This is a genomic window from Listeria weihenstephanensis, assembly GCF_003534205.1.
Lineage (GTDB): Bacteria > Bacillota > Bacilli > Lactobacillales > Listeriaceae > Listeria_A > Listeria_A weihenstephanensis.
The window spans coordinates 2,504,264-2,520,435 of sequence record NZ_CP011102.1 but is presented as its reverse complement, the minus strand read 5'-3'; the positions used below and the strand labels follow the sequence as shown (position 1 = coordinate 2,520,435).

General features: G+C 41.3%; 17 protein-coding genes. 12 read left to right on the top strand and 5 right to left on the bottom strand.

The genetic code is table 11. The features are described 5' to 3' along the window. Positions 1 to 4: 4 nt before the first annotated feature. Together UE46_RS12245 and UE46_RS12240 are read right to left on the bottom strand one after the other, a co-directional pair. Positions 5 to 1,477, bottom strand: a complete 1,473-nt coding sequence (locus UE46_RS12245) for a phytoene desaturase family protein (RefSeq protein ID WP_036058838.1) — start codon at positions 1,475 to 1,477, stop codon at positions 5 to 7. 170 nt (positions 1,478 to 1,647) lie between these two features. Beyond that, positions 1,648 to 1,842 (bottom strand): YkvS family protein, encoded by a 195-nt coding sequence (locus tag UE46_RS12240; protein WP_036058840.1) that lies wholly within the window; start codon positions 1,840 to 1,842, stop codon positions 1,648 to 1,650. 326 nt (positions 1,843 to 2,168) lie between these two features. On the opposite strand from UE46_RS12240, the gene UE46_RS12235 reads away from it, so the two are divergent. The 3 genes from UE46_RS12235 (at position 2,169) to UE46_RS12225 (ending at position 5,235) form a co-directional block, all read left to right on the top strand. After that, the gene (locus UE46_RS12235) at positions 2,169 to 2,435 is read left to right on the top strand and encodes a phosphocarrier protein HPr (protein ID WP_036058844.1); all 267 of its coding nucleotides are present in this window, start codon (positions 2,169 to 2,171) and stop codon (positions 2,433 to 2,435) included. Then, positions 2,435 to 4,153: a phosphoenolpyruvate--protein phosphotransferase gene (gene ptsP, locus UE46_RS12230; RefSeq protein ID WP_036058845.1), complete on the top strand. Its 1,719-nt coding sequence runs from the start codon at positions 2,435 to 2,437 to the stop codon at positions 4,151 to 4,153. Before UE46_RS12235 ends, ptsP begins: the two co-directional genes overlap by 1 nt. Before the next feature lie 218 nt (positions 4,154 to 4,371). Next, positions 4,372 to 5,235, top strand: coding sequence for an NAD(P)-dependent oxidoreductase (locus UE46_RS12225; RefSeq protein WP_036058848.1), 864 nt, complete (start codon positions 4,372 to 4,374; stop codon positions 5,233 to 5,235). Positions 5,236 to 5,634: 399 nt separating this feature from the next. Here the strand turns inward: UE46_RS12225 and UE46_RS12220 are convergent, their stop codons facing one another. After that, positions 5,635 to 6,786: an aminotransferase class I/II-fold pyridoxal phosphate-dependent enzyme gene (locus UE46_RS12220; RefSeq protein ID WP_118907664.1), complete on the bottom strand. Its 1,152-nt coding sequence runs from the start codon at positions 6,784 to 6,786 to the stop codon at positions 5,635 to 5,637. A 101-nt stretch (positions 6,787 to 6,887) separates the two neighbouring features. Then, entirely contained in the window at positions 6,888 to 7,301 is a 414-nt protein-coding gene (locus tag UE46_RS12215) for a YkyB family protein (RefSeq protein ID WP_036058851.1), read from the bottom strand. Between the two features lie 264 nt (positions 7,302 to 7,565). Here UE46_RS12215 and UE46_RS12210 point away from each other — a divergent pair, with 264 nt between their 5' ends. From UE46_RS12210 to UE46_RS12185, 6 genes are all read left to right on the top strand, one after another. Then, on the top strand, positions 7,566 to 7,784 hold the full coding sequence (locus tag UE46_RS12210; protein ID WP_036058854.1) for a hypothetical protein: 219 nt from the start codon (positions 7,566 to 7,568) through the stop codon (positions 7,782 to 7,784). Positions 7,785 to 8,165: 381 nt separating this feature from the next. After that, on the top strand, positions 8,166 to 8,390 hold the full coding sequence (locus tag UE46_RS12205; protein ID WP_036058855.1) for a YkuJ family protein: 225 nt from the start codon (positions 8,166 to 8,168) through the stop codon (positions 8,388 to 8,390). 956 nt (positions 8,391 to 9,346) lie between these two features. Continuing rightward, positions 9,347 to 9,781, top strand: a complete 435-nt coding sequence (cbpB, locus tag UE46_RS12200) for a cyclic-di-AMP-binding protein CbpB (RefSeq protein WP_036058858.1) — start codon at positions 9,347 to 9,349, stop codon at positions 9,779 to 9,781. A gap of 15 nt (positions 9,782 to 9,796) precedes the next feature. After that, the gene (locus tag UE46_RS12195) at positions 9,797 to 10,675 is read left to right on the top strand and encodes a LysR family transcriptional regulator (RefSeq protein ID WP_036058859.1); all 879 of its coding nucleotides are present in this window, start codon (positions 9,797 to 9,799) and stop codon (positions 10,673 to 10,675) included. A 49-nt stretch (positions 10,676 to 10,724) separates the two neighbouring features. Then, entirely contained in the window at positions 10,725 to 11,435 is a 711-nt protein-coding gene (dapD, locus tag UE46_RS12190) for a 2,3,4,5-tetrahydropyridine-2,6-dicarboxylate N-acetyltransferase (protein ID WP_118907663.1), read from the top strand. Positions 11,436 to 11,509: 74 nt separating this feature from the next. Then, positions 11,510 to 12,631, top strand: a complete 1,122-nt coding sequence (locus tag UE46_RS12185) for an N-acetyldiaminopimelate deacetylase (RefSeq protein WP_036058860.1) — start codon at positions 11,510 to 11,512, stop codon at positions 12,629 to 12,631. 50 nt (positions 12,632 to 12,681) lie between these two features. Here UE46_RS12185 and UE46_RS12180 read toward each other — a convergent pair whose 3' ends face one another. Continuing rightward, positions 12,682 to 13,524: a mechanosensitive ion channel family protein gene (locus tag UE46_RS12180; RefSeq protein ID WP_036058861.1), complete on the bottom strand. Its 843-nt coding sequence runs from the start codon at positions 13,522 to 13,524 to the stop codon at positions 12,682 to 12,684. Positions 13,525 to 13,826: 302 nt separating this feature from the next. Here UE46_RS12180 and UE46_RS12175 point away from each other — a divergent pair, with 302 nt between their 5' ends. From UE46_RS12175 to UE46_RS12165, 3 genes are all read left to right on the top strand, one after another. After that, positions 13,827 to 14,318, top strand: a complete 492-nt coding sequence (locus UE46_RS12175; protein WP_036058863.1) for a PTS sugar transporter subunit IIA — start codon at positions 13,827 to 13,829, stop codon at positions 14,316 to 14,318. Positions 14,319 to 14,423: 105 nt separating this feature from the next. Further along, the gene (locus UE46_RS12170; RefSeq protein ID WP_036058864.1) at positions 14,424 to 15,116 is read left to right on the top strand and encodes a copper homeostasis protein CutC; all 693 of its coding nucleotides are present in this window, start codon (positions 14,424 to 14,426) and stop codon (positions 15,114 to 15,116) included. Between the two features lie 108 nt (positions 15,117 to 15,224). After that, positions 15,225 to 16,121, top strand: a complete 897-nt coding sequence (locus UE46_RS12165; RefSeq protein WP_051492771.1) for a CvfB family protein — start codon at positions 15,225 to 15,227, stop codon at positions 16,119 to 16,121. Positions 16,122 to 16,172: the final 51 nt, after the last annotated feature.

The window sequence follows — 16,172 nt, the reverse complement described above, 5'->3', positions numbered from 1 at the left end:
TTTCTTATTTTTGCTCATTAAATTTACGAACGGCAATATTGGCGCTTTCTAATATAAATGGAAGACTATTTGCTGGATGTGCAGAGCCACCAACGATTTTCATATTCTTGATAGATGGTGTTTTATTTGGACGTAGTGGACCAAGCTGCGACCACTGATGCGATAAATTGAAAATGGCACCTTTAAAAATATGATAGTCGTCTTCCCAATCAAAAGGGGTAATAATTTTTTCTGTGAGGATATGGGACTCTAAATTCTCGATATTTAATTTTTCTTCTATCGTTTTTATAATTCGTGCTCGCATTGCGGGGCGTTCTTGTTCCCAATCGATGCTACTCATATTGTTGGGTACGGGGACAAGAATGCGAAGGGTAGACATGTCTGGTGGGGCCATCGTTTTATCTACAGCAGCAGGATAGGTAATATGAATGGACAAGTCTTTTGGAATGATAAGTTGGTGCATAATTTCATCCATATGAACACGGAAATCCTCAGGGAAAATGACAGTATGGACGTTGAGTGGTAGTGTCGTATTAAGTCCGATATACATAGCAAAACCTGAGCAAGAATATTTCTTCTTAGATAGTTTTTTTAGACTGATGGGCGCTTTTGATTCAGAAAAAAGATGGCTCATCGTGTAAGCGTAGTCTGCATTTAGGAAAAAATAATCTCCTTCCACGATTTCTCCGCTTTCTAGTGTAATAGAGGTTATTTCTTTCGACGCGGTATTTATCTGCTGAACGCGTTGCCCCAAGTGAATTTCACCGCCATTTTCTCGTACAATCTCACTCATCGCGTTGGTCAGGCGGTTAATACCACCGATGATATGAAAAACACCGAAATAATGCTCGGCAAACGGAATAACAGAAAAAGCACCAGGTGTTTCCCATGGCGACATTCCAAGAAATTTTGTTTCAAAAGAGAACGCCAGACGTAGCCGCTTATCCTCGAAATATTTAGCCAGCTCATCGACTAAGTGATTGCCAAGAGTGAGGCTAGGCAATGCTCGCAACGTACGCAATTGGAATACGGACCAAAGAGATGTAAAGGATTCTTGCCACAATGGGAGAAGATAAATCATTTTTTTCGCGTTATCTCGCATAAATCGGTCATAATGCTCTTCTTCACCAGGAAATAGACGGCTGATTTCTTGCTTCGTTTTTATTGGATCAGGTGAGGGATTGAAAATAATATCATCTATATATAGGCTGTATAAAGGATCTAAGGAAACAAGTTTAATGTAATCTTGAACATTACGATGACACTCTGTGAAAAGCGCTGTAATAACATTGGGCATATTTAAAGCAGTAGGGCCTAGATCAAAAGAAAAGCCATCTTGTTTTAATAGAGCCGTTCGACCACCGATCTCAGCTGCTTTTTCATAGATATGTACCGTGTGACCTTGTTCTGTAAGTTGCATCGCCACGGCTAGACCGCCTGGACCAGCTCCAATAATGATAATCTTTTTTTCCGGCATAGTTGCTCACTCCAAATTAGTATGATTAGGTTATTTTTTATCACAAAAAAGCACAGAGGTTTACAATGAGCCATGTGAAATGGGATTATAGACCTTTGTGCGAATGGATAGTTATAGGACTTTCTGTTCTGTGGAGTCTATGATGCGTAGCAATTTTCTTTTGTTCGTGTTTATTTTTCATCATCTACTGCATGGATAACTTTATAATTTTTATGGTTGACCACTGTTTTTTCTTCAATGGCTAGATTTTTGAAATTTTCCATCAAGGTTAAATCTACGATGACAGAGTTTTCGTTAATCTTTTCAACGACCCCAGTGAGGCCATCTTTGAATTCAATTATGTCTCCTACTTGTGCTTTTGCCATGTTTATCACTCCCAATTCATAGAAACGTCAATAAAGCAATTCACTAAATATAGAACTTTGTTTTCATTTTGCCTGAATTATAGATATAATGCAAATAAAAGCCCTTGTAAGCGCCACTTAAAATGTCTTAAAATGGGCGTATTTCCCTGTAAATAGAGCGCTTTCGAAATAAATTGCCTAAATTCGTGATAAATTTGCATCAAATAGTTGTGCAAGGTGCGAAAACATGGTAATCTTTTTAATTGAGGGATAGTCTTTTTTTGCTGAATTTATTTTTAGTGAGAAGAGTCACAATAAAATTTCTTATATGAAGGAGAATGTAAATTATGGAACAAGCAAGCTTTGTAGTAATCGATGAAACAGGAATCCACGCACGCCCAGCAACTCTTTTAGTTCAAGCGGCAAGCAAATACAGCTCAGATGTACAAATTGAGTACACTGGCAAAAAAGTTAACCTGAAATCAATCATGGGCGTTATGTCTTTAGGTATTGGTAAAGGCGCTGACATCACAATTTACGCTGAAGGTAGCGACGAAAAAGACGCAATCGTTGGCTTAACAGAAGTGCTTAAAAAAGAAGGCTTGGCTGAGTAATGGTTAAGGAATTAAAAGGTATCGCAGCATCCGATGGTATCGCTATCGCGAAAGCTTATTTATTAGTGGAACCAGACTTGTCTTTTGACAAAACGGAAGTTGCTGATACAGAGGCTGAAGTTAAACGTTTTCAGGATGCAGTTGCAGTTTCTGGATCGGAGCTTGAGAAGATTCGCGACATCGCGAAAGAAAGCTTAGGCGAAGATAAGGCTCAAATTTTTGATGCGCATCTTTTGGTTTTAAATGATCCTGAACTAATTACACCAATCTCTGAAAATATTACCAATAATAAAGTAAACGCTGAATCGGCGTTGCAAGAAACGACAGATATGTTTATCGGTATGTTTGAATCAATGGATAATGAGTACATGCGCGAGCGTGCTGCTGATATTCGTGATGTTCGTAAACGTATTTTGTCTCACCTTTTAAATGTAACGATTCCAAATCCAGCGCTTATTGATGAGGAAGTTGTTGTAGTTGCTAAAGACTTGACACCTTCTGATACAGCGCAATTGAACCGTAAATTTGTTAAAGGTTTTGTAACAGATATCGGCGGACGTACTTCTCATTCGGCAATCATGGCGCGTTCACTTGAAATTCCTGCTGTTGTAGGAACTGGTGAAATCACGCATGACACGAAAGAGAACCAAATTATTATTGTTGATGGCTTAGAAGGTAATGTTATCATCGAGCCAACAGCAGAACAAATCGCTCATTACGAAAAAATTAAATCTGATTTTGCAGCACAACAAGCAGAATGGGATAAATTGAAAAATGAAGCGACGGTTTCTAAAGACGGTCATCATGTGGAACTTGGCGCGAACATTGGTACGCCAGAAGATTTGACAGGTGTTATCGCGAATGGTGGGGAAGCAGTTGGACTTTATCGTACAGAATTCTTGTACATGGGCCGCGAAAACTTCCCAACCGAAGAAGAGCAATATGAAGCTTATAAAGCCGTACTTTCTGGTATGGACGGAAAAGCTGTCGTTGTTCGTACACTCGATATTGGTGGCGATAAAACGTTACCGTACCTTGATTTACCACATGAAATGAATCCATTCCTTGGTTTCCGTGCGATTCGTTTATGTTTTGCGAATAAAGATTTATTCCGTACGCAATTACGTGCGTTACTGCGCGCAAGTGTTCACGGCAATCTAAAAATCATGTTCCCGATGATTGCAACAGTTAATGAATTCCGTCAAGCTAAAGCACTTTTAGAAGACGCTAAGAAAGAACTTGTAGCAGAAGGTGTGGCAGTTTCTGACACAATCGAACTTGGTATTATGATTGAAATTCCAGCAGCAGCGATTCTAGCGGATCAGTTCGCGAAGGAAGTTGATTTCTTTAGTATCGGAACGAACGATTTAATCCAATATACAATGGCAGCAGACCGCATGAACGAACAGGTTTCCTACTTGTATCAACCGTACAACCCTTCAATTTTACGCCTTGTGAAGATGGTTATCGACGCAGCGCATAAAGAAGGCAAATGGGCTGGTATGTGTGGCGAAATGGCTGGAGATCAAACGGCTGTACCATTATTACTTGGCATGGGCTTAGATGAGTTCTCTATGAGCGCGTCAAGCATCTTGAAATCACGTTCTTTAATCAAACGATTAGATCGCACAGAAATGGAGAAATTAGCGGATGAAGCGTTACAACAAGCAACAGAAGAAGAAGTTGTAGCACTAGTTAATAAATATACAGCCGAATAATTGGACTGTTGATGAGCCCGGGGATGATTCCTCGGGTTTTTTGCGTCAGATATGGAGATTGGAGGACCTATTTAGAGTATGTAAGCACCTAGTTTTTAGGAATTACATAAGCCTATCATGATGACGTTTGTCCCAGCTATTCTAAGTTGCATTTTCCTTCGGGCAGATGTAAACTTTGTTCTATAGGTGAAATGATAGTTTAAAGGAGGAATTTAGCGATGAAAAAAATAGGATTTGTCGGTGTTGGGGTTATGGGCGCCAGTATGGTGCTGAATTTGATGAAGGAGGATTATGAGGTACATATTTATACGCGGACGAAATCGAAGGCGGATGCTGTGATTGAGGCTGGCGCGATTTGGCATGAAACCCCGCAGGAATTAGCTCCAAATGTGGATGTATTAATAACGATGGTTGGCTATCCGACTGATGTGGAACAACTTTATTTAGCGGAGGATGGATTTTTGAAAACGCTTCGTTCAGGAAATATTGTGATCGACATGACCACGTCGTCGCCGAACCTTGCTAAGCAGATTTCAGAAGAGGGCAAAAAAGCGGGGATTGCAGTCCTTGATGCCCCGGTTTCTGGTGGTGATATTGGTGCGAAAAATGGAAAGCTTACGATTATGGTGGGCGGTGAGGAGAAGGACTTTTCTGAGGTTGAGCCAATTTTGAAAGCGATGGGACAAAGTGTTATTTTGCAAGGTGCCGCGGGTTCTGGTCAGCATACAAAGATGGTGAATCAAATCGCGATTGCGTCGAACATGGTTGGGATTACCGAAGCGATCGTTTACGCGAAAAAAGCTGGATTAGACCCTGAAAAAGTTTTAGCCTCTATATCAGGTGGCTCTGCAGGAAGTTGGTCGTTGTCAAATCTTACGCCGCGGGTACTTAAGGGGGATTTTTCACCAGGATTTTTTATCAAACATTTCGTGAAAGACATGCGAATTGCGCTCGATGAGGCTAAAAAAATGAATTTGGAATTACCAGGACTTGTCTTAGCAGAGAGCATGTATCAGCAACTAGAAGAAGCAGGATTTGGCGATAACGGGACACAAGCACTTATTAAATTTTACGAAAAGTGATTCATCGACGTGTTAGAAAGCGAGTCTGGGATAAAACGCGAGATAGAGTAAAAACGCCTTTCCCTTTACTTCGGGTAGGACGAAAAATTTTGCTTTACACAAATCGAGCGAAAGCGTTTGTATTCAGGGAGTTTGGTGGAATCCGGAAGCGGAGCATACTTGTGTATGTGATGACTGAAAACAGGGAGAGGGTAGTTTCCTCGACCATGTAAGAAGTTATGCGAAGCGCAGTGTAGCAGAACCTTAAAGAAGTAGCACAATCCTTGTTCTACAAACCTTGAATGACCGCCTATTCGCGTTGTTCATAGGCATATTGGGGCTGTAACTCACTTTGTTTCGAACAGCCCCAACAATGCGAGCGCTTCTCGCCGATTTATCTGGGTTATGTCATATACCCTTTTATGCGTATTTTTCCATGAAGGTTGCCATTCGTTGCATCGCTTCGGCTAACTGGCTAAATGAGGCAGCGAAGGAAAGTCGGAAGTAGCGGTCTCCTTTTTCTGAAAAAGCAGAGCCAGGAACAACTGCGACTTTGGCTTCCTCAGCGAGTTCTGTCGCCCAATCAAAGGAATTTTGCGAGATATGATCTGGTAGTTTTGCAAAGAAGTAAAAAGCGCCATCTGGTTCGACGATGGAGAAGCCCATTTTAATGAGCCGCTCCTGAACGAAACCTGCACGCGTGTTGTATTCTGTTCGCATTTGGACGGCGTCGTCTTTGCCGTTATGCAAGGCTTCTTCAGCGGCCTTCTGAGAGATCGATGAGGCACATGTGACCGAATATTGGTGAACCTTCAACATTTGGCTTGTGATCGCTTCTGGAGCCATTAAAAAGCCAATGCGCCAACCAATCATGGCGTGGGATTTAGATAAACCGTTTATCACGATCGTCTGCTCGCGAATCATTGGTGCAATCGACACATGCGTGCCAAAGAATGTAAGCTCGCTATATATTTCATCCGCAACAACGAAAATTCCAGTTTCCCGAACAACATCCGCGATTTCTCGTAATTCATCAATGGTCAACGTCACACCAGTAGGATTCGATGGATACGGCAAAATGAGTGCCTTGGTCTTAGGTGTAATTGCTGCGCGTAAATCTTCAGCAGTCAGTTTAAAAGCAGTCTCTGTCGTATCGATTTTGACTGCTTTGGCATCCATTAAATGAATCAAGGGCTCATATCCAGGATAAATTGGATCCGGTAGTAAAACCTCATCATCAGCCTCTAAAATAGTTTGCAAGGCAACGCTAATAGCTTCTGTCGCGCCAACCGTCACAATAATTTCTTTCGTACTATAAGAGAGATTATATTTATCGTAGAAATAATCAGAGGCAGCTTCTAAAAGACTAGGCGTACCAGCATTCGGTGTATAGTTTGTAAAATCATTATTAATAGCGTCAATTCCAGCCTGCTTCACATGCTCAGGCGTTGGAAAATCAGGTTCACCAAGCGTTAGGCGAATGATGTCTGGAATTCCAGCAACATGATTATTAAATTTGCGAATCCCGCTGATCTCGATTTCCCGAACGGACTGTCTTATTTTTTTTTGCATAGATAAACTTCCTTTCCAACTTAGGACCAGATGTTAAGAAATCACAAAAATTGATTTTTCAACATGCTGTCACTTTAATACATAGCTCTATCATAGCATTCTTAGCGGAAATAAGGGGAGGCATTATCATAAAACGCAGATTTTTTAAGAGGATCTGGCTTCACACCAGTATAGTTTTCGAGTGTCGTTTTAGCATGTGATAAAGACATTCTAACTTGGTTCGTGGTTTTGATCGGTTGCATTGTTCCGAGGTGTGGCAAATCTTTCATATCTTGTTTTTGCGGTGGAAGATGAAACAGAAAACCGTGGCAATCAATAAGAAGATTAGAATGTTGATAAGACTTTTTTGGATTGTTTGAAAATTGTAGACCTAGCTTTTTTGCGTAGCCTTCTTTAATTAATTTCTCGATCGCGGCCTTCTTTAATTGATAAAGATAACGCGGATCAGTTGCGGCCTTGCTATGGCGATTGACTATAAAGATCGCTTCAGCAATTTTTTTGCTCGCATTAGACATTAGTATCCCTCCTTTCCAGTTATAACTAATTATAACGGAAAACGTGAAGGGAAAAAAGGGGAATTACTGAAAAAAACAAAATATATCGTAAATGTGTCGGCGATTTCGGCGATTTTAGCTAATAATGCAACATTTCTTGAATTGTCGGATAACTTTTTCTTGGAGAGGCTTGTAATTTAGAAAAAATTCGAGTATACTATCAATAATGATAATCATTTTCAATTAGAAGGTGATAGGAGCGATTTGGAAGGGGCTTGATGGAAATTGAATAAGACAGGCAAAGTAGAATCATTTTATTTCCCGACAAAAGACGGGATGTTGAAATTGCATGTATATGGTTTTAATCCAGTTGGTTCCTGGGGTGAAGTTTACACGACCCTAAATGAGCAAACAGTATGTGTCAAAGGATTCCATCGTCACAAAACAATTATGCGTTCTGTGAAAATGATGTTGGATACTACCATCAACAAAAAACAAGGCTAGTCTAGCGCGACGACAAACGCTCATCTCCGTCGTTAAAAGCTCTGTTCCGATGCTCACGTATTTTAATACGCTCCGCTTCGGTACTCGCTTTTGCCTAGGATATGAACATTTGTCGTCGCGCTGGGGTTTGGACACGATTTTTTATATAGGCTGCAGAATTTGAGCATTTGGCTTGGGTTTTGCAGTTTTTTTTGCATTTAGAAGGGGAAAATAGGTTTCAAAGGAGAGGATTGGAGGAAAGCAGTAATAACGAGTCATAAATTATTTGTTTATTATAAATTTAACAGAACGCTTGCTAAATAGGTGTAAGATGCGATAAAATCTGTTAGTACGGTTTTAAACAAACGATAATCGAAAGTTGAATAGAGAGGAGAATGTACAATGTCTCAGTTATTGGGAATTATTCAACGTTTACAAGCAATGCAAGAGGATGAAACGGCGGATACACAATCAAGAAGGTTCGAAAAAGATGGAGAACCGTTATGTGAAGTGAAATATTTCCACGCTTCAAATTCATATGAAATTGAAATCTATGGAGATAAAAATAAATATCAATTCGATGATATTGATATGACAACACTTGAAATCTTCGAAATCTTGCAGTAAGCGACTAATACGAAACAAGATCAGCCTCCAATGCGAAAAATCGAATAAGTAACGGAAAGATTACCAAAGACGACAAACTCTGTTGCTTTTGGTAATCTTTTTGTTAGAAGAAAAGCCGAAACAGCCCGTTAGCTCCGAAAAAAACTGGAGCGGCCGCAGTAAAAATCCGTTCTTGATTTTTATGGAGGGCGTGAAGTTTTCGAGGAGGTGGCTGTTGAGGCTAGATCGCGAAACAAGGATAAGTAAAAAGAACCAAGCGTTCCCGCGCTCAAGATGGCCGAGCATGAACAACCGCCACACAAAGCCTAAGTAAGCAAGAACCATTTCACATGGCTTCACACAAATTCGTCAGCAAGCCAATCCGTTCTTGCTTTTTATGGAGGGCGTGAAGTTTTCGAGGAGCTAGCTGTTGAGGCTAGCCCACGAAACAAGGATAAGTAAAAAGAACCAAGCGTTCCCGCGCTCAAGATGGCCGAGCATGAACAACCGCCATACAAAACCTAAGTAAGCAAGAACCACTTCACATGGCTTCACACAAATTCGTCAGCAAGTAAGTCCTCCATTGACTTTTGCGGAGGCCACGGAAATTCCGAGAGGCTGGCTGTTGAGGCTAGCCCACGATCCCTCATAAATACCTCAAAAAGGACACTATACTTGCTCTAACTCGATCTCTTTTCAGAGACTTCCAAACTCGGCGTGCATAACGAACCACTGGTGGGTTACATATTGAATCTCTAAATCATTCCAAAATCCCTCCTAATCCTCTCAACAATTTCCCAATCCCCAGCATCCTTCCCTTTGGAAACGCAACCCTTTATGGTAAAATAGACATGAGCAGGTTTGAACTATTCATTTTTAGGATAAACATACAAAGGATTTAGAATAGTAATCGCTATCCTAAAAGTTTGAAGCCGGTTTTCAAACAGCCAATAAAGAATAGAGATGAGGGAGATTGTATGATCTCTAGTAGACTAGGAAACTTTTTGAATGACAAATTAGAAAATTATATTATATCCGCCGAAAAAGTAGCACACGTACAAATGGGAAATAATTTAGAGCACGCACTACTAGTTTTAACAAAATGTGGATATTCTGTAATACCCGTTCTGGACTTTGAATTTAAGTTACACGGATTAATCAGTTCCGCGATGATAACAGATTCGATTCTCGGGATGGAACGGATTGAATATGAGCGCTTGGAGGAATTGAAAGTAGAAGATGTGATGCAGACGAAAATTCCTGTATTGACAAATTCGCATGATATTGAAAAAATAGTAAAATTACTTGTGGATAATCCGTTTGTCTGCGTCATTGATGAAGCGGGCGTTTTTGAAGGAATTATCACGCGCCACGTTATCCTAAAACAAGTACAACGTTATATACACGAGTAGATTGGAGCGAGCCAAGTGATTGTCACAGAGTATGAATTATTAGTTTGTTTAGCAGCAGAACTCAACATGCGCAAAAGTGCCGAGAAGCTATTTTTATCACAACCAGCACTTTCACAACGGCTGCAAACGATTGAAAGTAGATGGGAAACGAAAATATTTTTACGCACGCAAAAAGGGTTACTGCTAACACCAGAAGGCGAGGCCATCGTTCAGCATGCAGAGCGTGTCATAGAACGGGAGCGCCAGATTCAGGAGCGTTTAGAAGCGCAAGACGGAATTGTGCGTGGAACGTTAAAAATCGCTTGTGCGAGCATTGTCGCCCAAATGTGGTTACCGCGCGTGTTGAAGCAGTTTATCGAAGCCTATCCAGATGTGCATATTTCTGTGGTCACTGGTTGGAGCAGCGAAATTCATCAAGCGCTTGTTGATGGTTCAGCGCATGTTGGGATTGTCCGCGGGAATGTCGCTTGGAAAAGTATTCAAAAACCGCTATTCCAAGACAAGCTATTTCTCGTAGATAAAGAAATTACAAGTCTCGATGATGTCCTAAAATCAGAGCGCCCGTTTATCCAGTTTCAGAGCGACTCGAATTATTATCAGGTGATTCAAGACTACTGGCAACGCAATTTTGGCAAGATGCCACGGCAGGCGATGGTGATGGATCAAATCGAGACGTGTCGCCAAATGGCTTTTAACGGCATTGGTTTTGCGATTTTGCCAGAGGTGACCTTGATTGGGGCAAGCGAGGATATTAATAAGATTCCGCTCGTCGATAAGTCAGGTGAAATTTTAAGTCGAGATACGTCGTTGATTGGCTATGAGCAGTCACTCGAACTGCCGCAAGTGAAGGCATTTCTCGAAATTGTAGATAAATATCTTGAAACTCACTACTAGCTGTGGCACTATTAGAATTAGCAACATATTTGAAAGGGGTTTTTCATTCATGAAACAAATGGACGCGCATCAGATTATTTCATTCATTCAAAATAGCAAAAAGGCAACACCAGTCAAGGTTTACGTTAAGGGAGACCTGGCGAACATCACATTCCCAGAAGATGTTAAAACGTTTATCACCGGAGAAGCTGGAACTATTTTTGGTGAATGGGCAGTTGTTAGTGAACTGCTTGAGGCGAATAAAGATAAATTAGTAGATTATGTCGTAGAAAATGATCGTCGTAACTCAGCGATTCCATTGCTCGATATGAAAAATATTAACGCACGAATCGAGCCTGGCGCAGTGATTCGCGATCAAGTAGAGATTGGCGATAATGCGGTTATCATGATCGGAGCAAGTATCAATATTGGTGCTGTAATCGGTGATAATACAATGATCGATATGAACGTCGTACTTGGCGGCCGGGCAACAGTAGGTAAGAACTGCCACATCGGTGCTGGATCTGTTCTAGCGGGCGTTGTTGAGCCACCATCGGCACAGCCAGTTATCGTGGAAGATGATGTTGTGATCGGCGCAAATGTTGTAGTATTAGAGGGCGTACGCGTTGGAACTGGATCTGTTGTAGCGGCGGGCGCGATTGTAACGAAAGATGTTGAACCGTATACGGTAGTAGCGGGAATTCCTGCAAAAGAAATTAAAAAAATTGATGCGAAAACAAAATCAAAAACAGAAATCATGCAAGAACTTCGCCAATTATAAAAACGAGAAGCATTTGTTTGCCGCATGAGTTTAGACTTTTGCGGAGGACAAATGTTTTTTTAGGAGGAAAAATAATGACAGAACTGAATCCGTTTATTAAATTACGTCGAGAGTTACACCTGATTCCCGAAATAGGCTATGAGGAAGTAAAAACACAGCATTTTCTGTTAACTTACATAGCTTCATTACCGCAAGATAGATTGGAAATCAAGAAATGGCGCACTGGTATTTTGGTACGCGTTGCAGGTCTTTCTCCCACGAAAACAATCGGTTACCGTACGGACATCGACGCGCTACCGATTTTAGAAGAAACAGGGCTAGCCTTTGCGAGTACTCATCCTGGCAAAATGCATGCATGTGGTCATGATTGTCATATGAGTATAGCGCTAGGCTTATTAACTCATTTTGCCTCTCAGCCAATAAAAGATAATCTACTATTTGTATTCCAGCCAGCCGAAGAAGGACCAGGCGGCGCGAAACCTACCATGGAAAGTGAAGAATTCCAAGCGTGGTGGCCAGATATGATGTTAGGTTTACACATTGCACCAGAATATAAGGCAGGCGAAATTGCTGTGAAACCAGGACTTCTTTTTGCGAACACCTCCGAATTGTTCATTTCGTTTAAAGGGAAAGGCGGGCATGCGGCGTATCCTCATTTAGCAAACGATATGGTCGTGGCGGCAAGCGCTTTTGTAGGGCAGATGCAGACAATCATTAGTCGCAATATCGATCCACTTGATTCGGCGGTTATCACAATTGGCCAAATCCGCGGTGGCGATGTGCAGAACGTTATTGCTGAGAACGCGTATCTAGATGGCACCATTCGAACACTTAGTACAGAAACGATGGATATTGTATGGACTAGGTTGAAACAACTTGCAAAAGGTTGGGAAGAGGTATATCAATGTGAGGTTAGCTTTACACCTGGATCGGATTACCGTCAAGTCGATAATGATGAAGCAGAAACGTTGCAATTCATTTCTTACTTGCAGGAAAACTATCCTGAAAGTTATGTCGCGTGTAAAGAAGCGATGACAGGCGAAGATTTCGGCTACTTCTTAGAAAAAATACCGGGCTTTATGTTCTGGTTAGGTGTAGATTCAGAATACAGTTTGCATCACGCTAAGTTAAATCCAGATGAAGCTGCCATTCCATTTGCCATCGACGTTTTAACTGGATATTTAGAAAGTCTATAGAAAAATAAGCGTTAAAGGCATCGCGTACAAAGCCTTTAATGCTTATTTTTTTATTTTCCAGGTTCCAAAGGTGCCAGATAAGAGAGTGGGAGTTCCACGTTATTGGCAACAAGTTCTTCTCGAATGTCCTTCAACAAGGTACGTTGAACTTCAAATTGTTCCCCGTTCACGGCTTTACCAATCACGCGGATCACCGTGCTTGTCGCGGTAACCTGTTGTACACCAATGACAGTTGGGCCTTCGACGATATTTTTGCTGGCTGTTTTTTCCCGTTCACAAACCTGCTTCATAATTTCCATCGCGTATTCGGCATCAGCGGTTGGTGCAATTTGAATATCCACCAAAACGCGCATATTACCTCGCGAATGATTACTTACAATCATGATTTGCCGATTCGGAATAAAATGAAGCGTACCGTCGAAATCGCGCACTTGCGTCGTCCGAAGCCCGAGCGCCTCCACATTTCCATTCACCTGCTCCAACGTAATGCTGTCTCCAACATCAAGTTGCCGTTCCAGTAAAATGAAAAATCCTGTGACAACATCGCTTACAAGGCCTTGCGCACCGAAAGCAATAGCAAGACTGGCAACCCCAGCTCCCGCAATAATCGCCGTTACATTTATAAAGTTCTCCAGTATCAATATCGCAAACGTGAAAAACATCAAATATCCGAATAGATTCAGAATGAGGCTCTCTAACGTCTTAGCTCGACTTTCAGAAACCATTTTCTGTGTACGATACTTTTTAAAAAAGCTCCGAATAAGTTTTCGTCCAATCCACCCTAAAATAAAGTAGAGGATTAGCAAAATAATAATGCTAATCATTTTAGAAATACCGATAGACAAAACTTTGTCCCAGTCGATATCATTAAACCATCGTGTTATAAATCCGATTTTGTGTCACATCCTTTGTAAAGAAAGACTTTCCTCTATCTTAACAAAAAAAAGAGAAGAATGCGAAACAAAGAAAAAGGTTGTTTAACAATTATTGGAATAGGAAATGGCCTTGTGCCACTGTTTTTTCTATGAGATGTTAGTTCTAATTAGTTGCTGCTATTATAATATCTGATTACCGATTTGGTGAGTATGGGGGATGTACATGAATCTGATTTTAGGCTCCATTGGACTTTTCTCAGTGCCTTTTTATGTGTATTAGGGTACAATGAAAGGGAGAGAAATTTTAGGAGGAATCAATTATGTTTAAAAAGATGTTCAAAAAAGATAAAGAAGAAGCAGTTGTCGCACCAGCGACAGGGCAATTTGTGAAACTAGAAGATGTTCCAGATCCAGTCTTTAATCAAAAAATGATGGGCGAGGGCATTGCTGTGAAGCCAACGAGTGGAACGATTGTGGCGCCAGTTAGCGGTGAAATTATCCAAGTTGCCGATACGAAGCATGCATTTGGAATTAGATCGGAAATTGGTCAAGAAATCCTTGTTCATATCGGTTTAGAGACGGTTGCACTTAAGGGTGAGGGGTTCCAAGTGCTTGTATCTCTAGGTGATAAAGTAACCGTGGGCCAGCCGATTGTGGAAGCGGATCTTGATTTTATTGAGAAAAATGCGAGCAGCACAGTGATTCCAATGGTCGTAACAAATAGCATGGAAAATAAATACGACTTTGACTGGAAAGCTGTGACGGACGTTGTTGCAGGACAAACGGTTGTATTTGAATCGAAAACTAAATAATTGTAGAAGAGAGGCATTGTTCTGTGGAGCGATGCTTTTCGTTTCATTTGACGTGGAATTAAGATAGAATAATACATAGTTATAGAAGGAAATGGAGTGGGGATCATGGTACTTGAGGTTATCGTTGAGAATATACGGGAAGCATCACAAGCGGAGCATTTTGGGGTGGATCGTTTAGAGGTCGTTTCGGCTATTAGTGAAGGTGGTTTGACGCCGAGTTATGGTGTAATGAAGCAGATTACGGAGAATATTAAGGTTCCAGCGATGGTGATGATTCGCCCGCACAGCCATTCGTTTCATTATGATGATTACGATATTGCAATCATGCAGGAAGATATTTTGATGGCGCAAGAGCTTGGTGCGCACGGTATTGTTTTTGGTGCATTAACGAAATCTGGTGAGATTGATCGTGATTTACTGGAGAACGTGATTGATTGGAAGGGGGATATGGATTTGACGTTCCACCGAGCGATTGAAAGTGCGCGAGATATCGATAAGGCGTACGCGGTTCTTCGTGAATACGGTAATAATATTACGCAAATTTTGACCTCAGGTGGCGGAGCTAAAGCAACAGACACGATCGATCGCCTGAAAAAATGGGTCGCGGATAGCCAAGCGGACATGACTTCTTTTGAAATTTTAGTGGGGAGTGGTGTGACACCAGATAACATCGGAATGTTGCATGAAACGCTTCGTAATACGCAATATCATGTAGGTGGTGGCGCGCGTATTGATGGTGATTTCAGTAAAGGACTTGATGTGGCGAAGATTAAAGCCTTGCAAGAAGCGATTAAATAAGATAGAAAAGTCGAGCTGATGGCGGCCCGGCTTTTTTATTGGATTGGGGTGTACCGACTTCTTGATTTAAGATATAATAGGAAGAGAATAACTAATGAGGTGGAAAAGTTGATAAATATGATTGGAACGGCACAAACGATGACCGTTGTTGAAAAAGAGGAAGAGTATTACACTTTGGAAAAACGTGGGGAGCGCGTGAAGCTGCCATTTACAAATGCAACTAATTTAAAATTAGAGATTGATGATACGGAAACGGTATTTATTTATCGTGACTATGATCATGAAATTGTGGCGACGACAATTATCCCGAAAGCGCAAGTTGGGAAATTTGCTTGGGGAACGGTGACAGATGTACGCAAGGATTTAGGCGTATTTGTAGATATCGGAATTCCAAAAGACGTCGTTGTTTCCATGGATGACATGCCAGCGCTGAACCATCTGTGGCCAAAGAAGAACGACCGCTTGATGATTATGCTACGCGTGGATGAAAAGGAACGGATTTGGGGCGTGCTTGGTGAAGAGCATGATTTTAAAGCGATCTCAACAAAAGCGACACAAGACATGTTCAACCAAAATGTAACGGGAACAGTGTACCGTTTATTGAAAGTGGGCACATTCGTGATCACCGAAGATGGACATATTGGCTTCATTCATGAAACGGAACGAACATCAGAACCACGTCTAGGTCAAAAATTAGACGCTCGTGTTATCGCTGTAAAACCAGATGGCACACTGAATCTATCTTTACGAGGTCGTGTACATGAGGTTCTAAGCGACGATGCCGAAATGATCTTAACCTACCTGCGTAGCGTAGGTGGCAAAATGGCATTCTGGGACAAATCAGAACCAGACGCAATCCGAGCAAAATTCGGCGTCAGCAAAGCCCAATTTAAACGAGCCTTAGGAACATTAATGAAAGAACGCCGTATCAAACAAGAAGAGGGCTTTACTATTTTGGTAGAAGAAGAAAAAGAAGAACAACCGGAAGCGAGTACAGAAGAATAAAGCTCTGCACTAAAATTTAGGTTTGTGCCCATCTCGGAACGAGAAAATAAT

Coding starts and splice junctions, on each gene's coding strand:
- UE46_RS12245 (WP_036058838.1), bottom strand. CDS start 1,477: ATGCCGGAAAAAAAGATTATCATTATTGGAGCTGGTCCAGGCGGTCTA.
- UE46_RS12240 (WP_036058840.1), bottom strand. CDS start 1,842: ATGGCAAAAGCACAAGTAGGAGACATAATTGAATTCAAAGATGGCCTC.
- UE46_RS12235 (WP_036058844.1), top strand. CDS start 2,169: ATGGAACAAGCAAGCTTTGTAGTAATCGATGAAACAGGAATCCACGCA.
- ptsP (WP_036058845.1), top strand. CDS start 2,435: ATGGTTAAGGAATTAAAAGGTATCGCAGCATCCGATGGTATCGCTATC.
- UE46_RS12225 (WP_036058848.1), top strand. CDS start 4,372: ATGAAAAAAATAGGATTTGTCGGTGTTGGGGTTATGGGCGCCAGTATG.
- UE46_RS12220 (WP_118907664.1), bottom strand. CDS start 6,786: ATGCAAAAAAAAATAAGACAGTCCGTTCGGGAAATCGAGATCAGCGGG.
- UE46_RS12215 (WP_036058851.1), bottom strand. CDS start 7,301: ATGTCTAATGCGAGCAAAAAAATTGCTGAAGCGATCTTTATAGTCAAT.
- UE46_RS12205 (WP_036058855.1), top strand. CDS start 8,166: ATGTCTCAGTTATTGGGAATTATTCAACGTTTACAAGCAATGCAAGAG.
- cbpB (WP_036058858.1), top strand. CDS start 9,347: ATGATCTCTAGTAGACTAGGAAACTTTTTGAATGACAAATTAGAAAAT.
- dapD (WP_118907663.1), top strand. CDS start 10,725: ATGAAACAAATGGACGCGCATCAGATTATTTCATTCATTCAAAATAGC.
- UE46_RS12185 (WP_036058860.1), top strand. CDS start 11,510: ATGACAGAACTGAATCCGTTTATTAAATTACGTCGAGAGTTACACCTG.
- UE46_RS12175 (WP_036058863.1), top strand. CDS start 13,827: ATGTTTAAAAAGATGTTCAAAAAAGATAAAGAAGAAGCAGTTGTCGCA.
- UE46_RS12170 (WP_036058864.1), top strand. CDS start 14,424: ATGGTACTTGAGGTTATCGTTGAGAATATACGGGAAGCATCACAAGCG.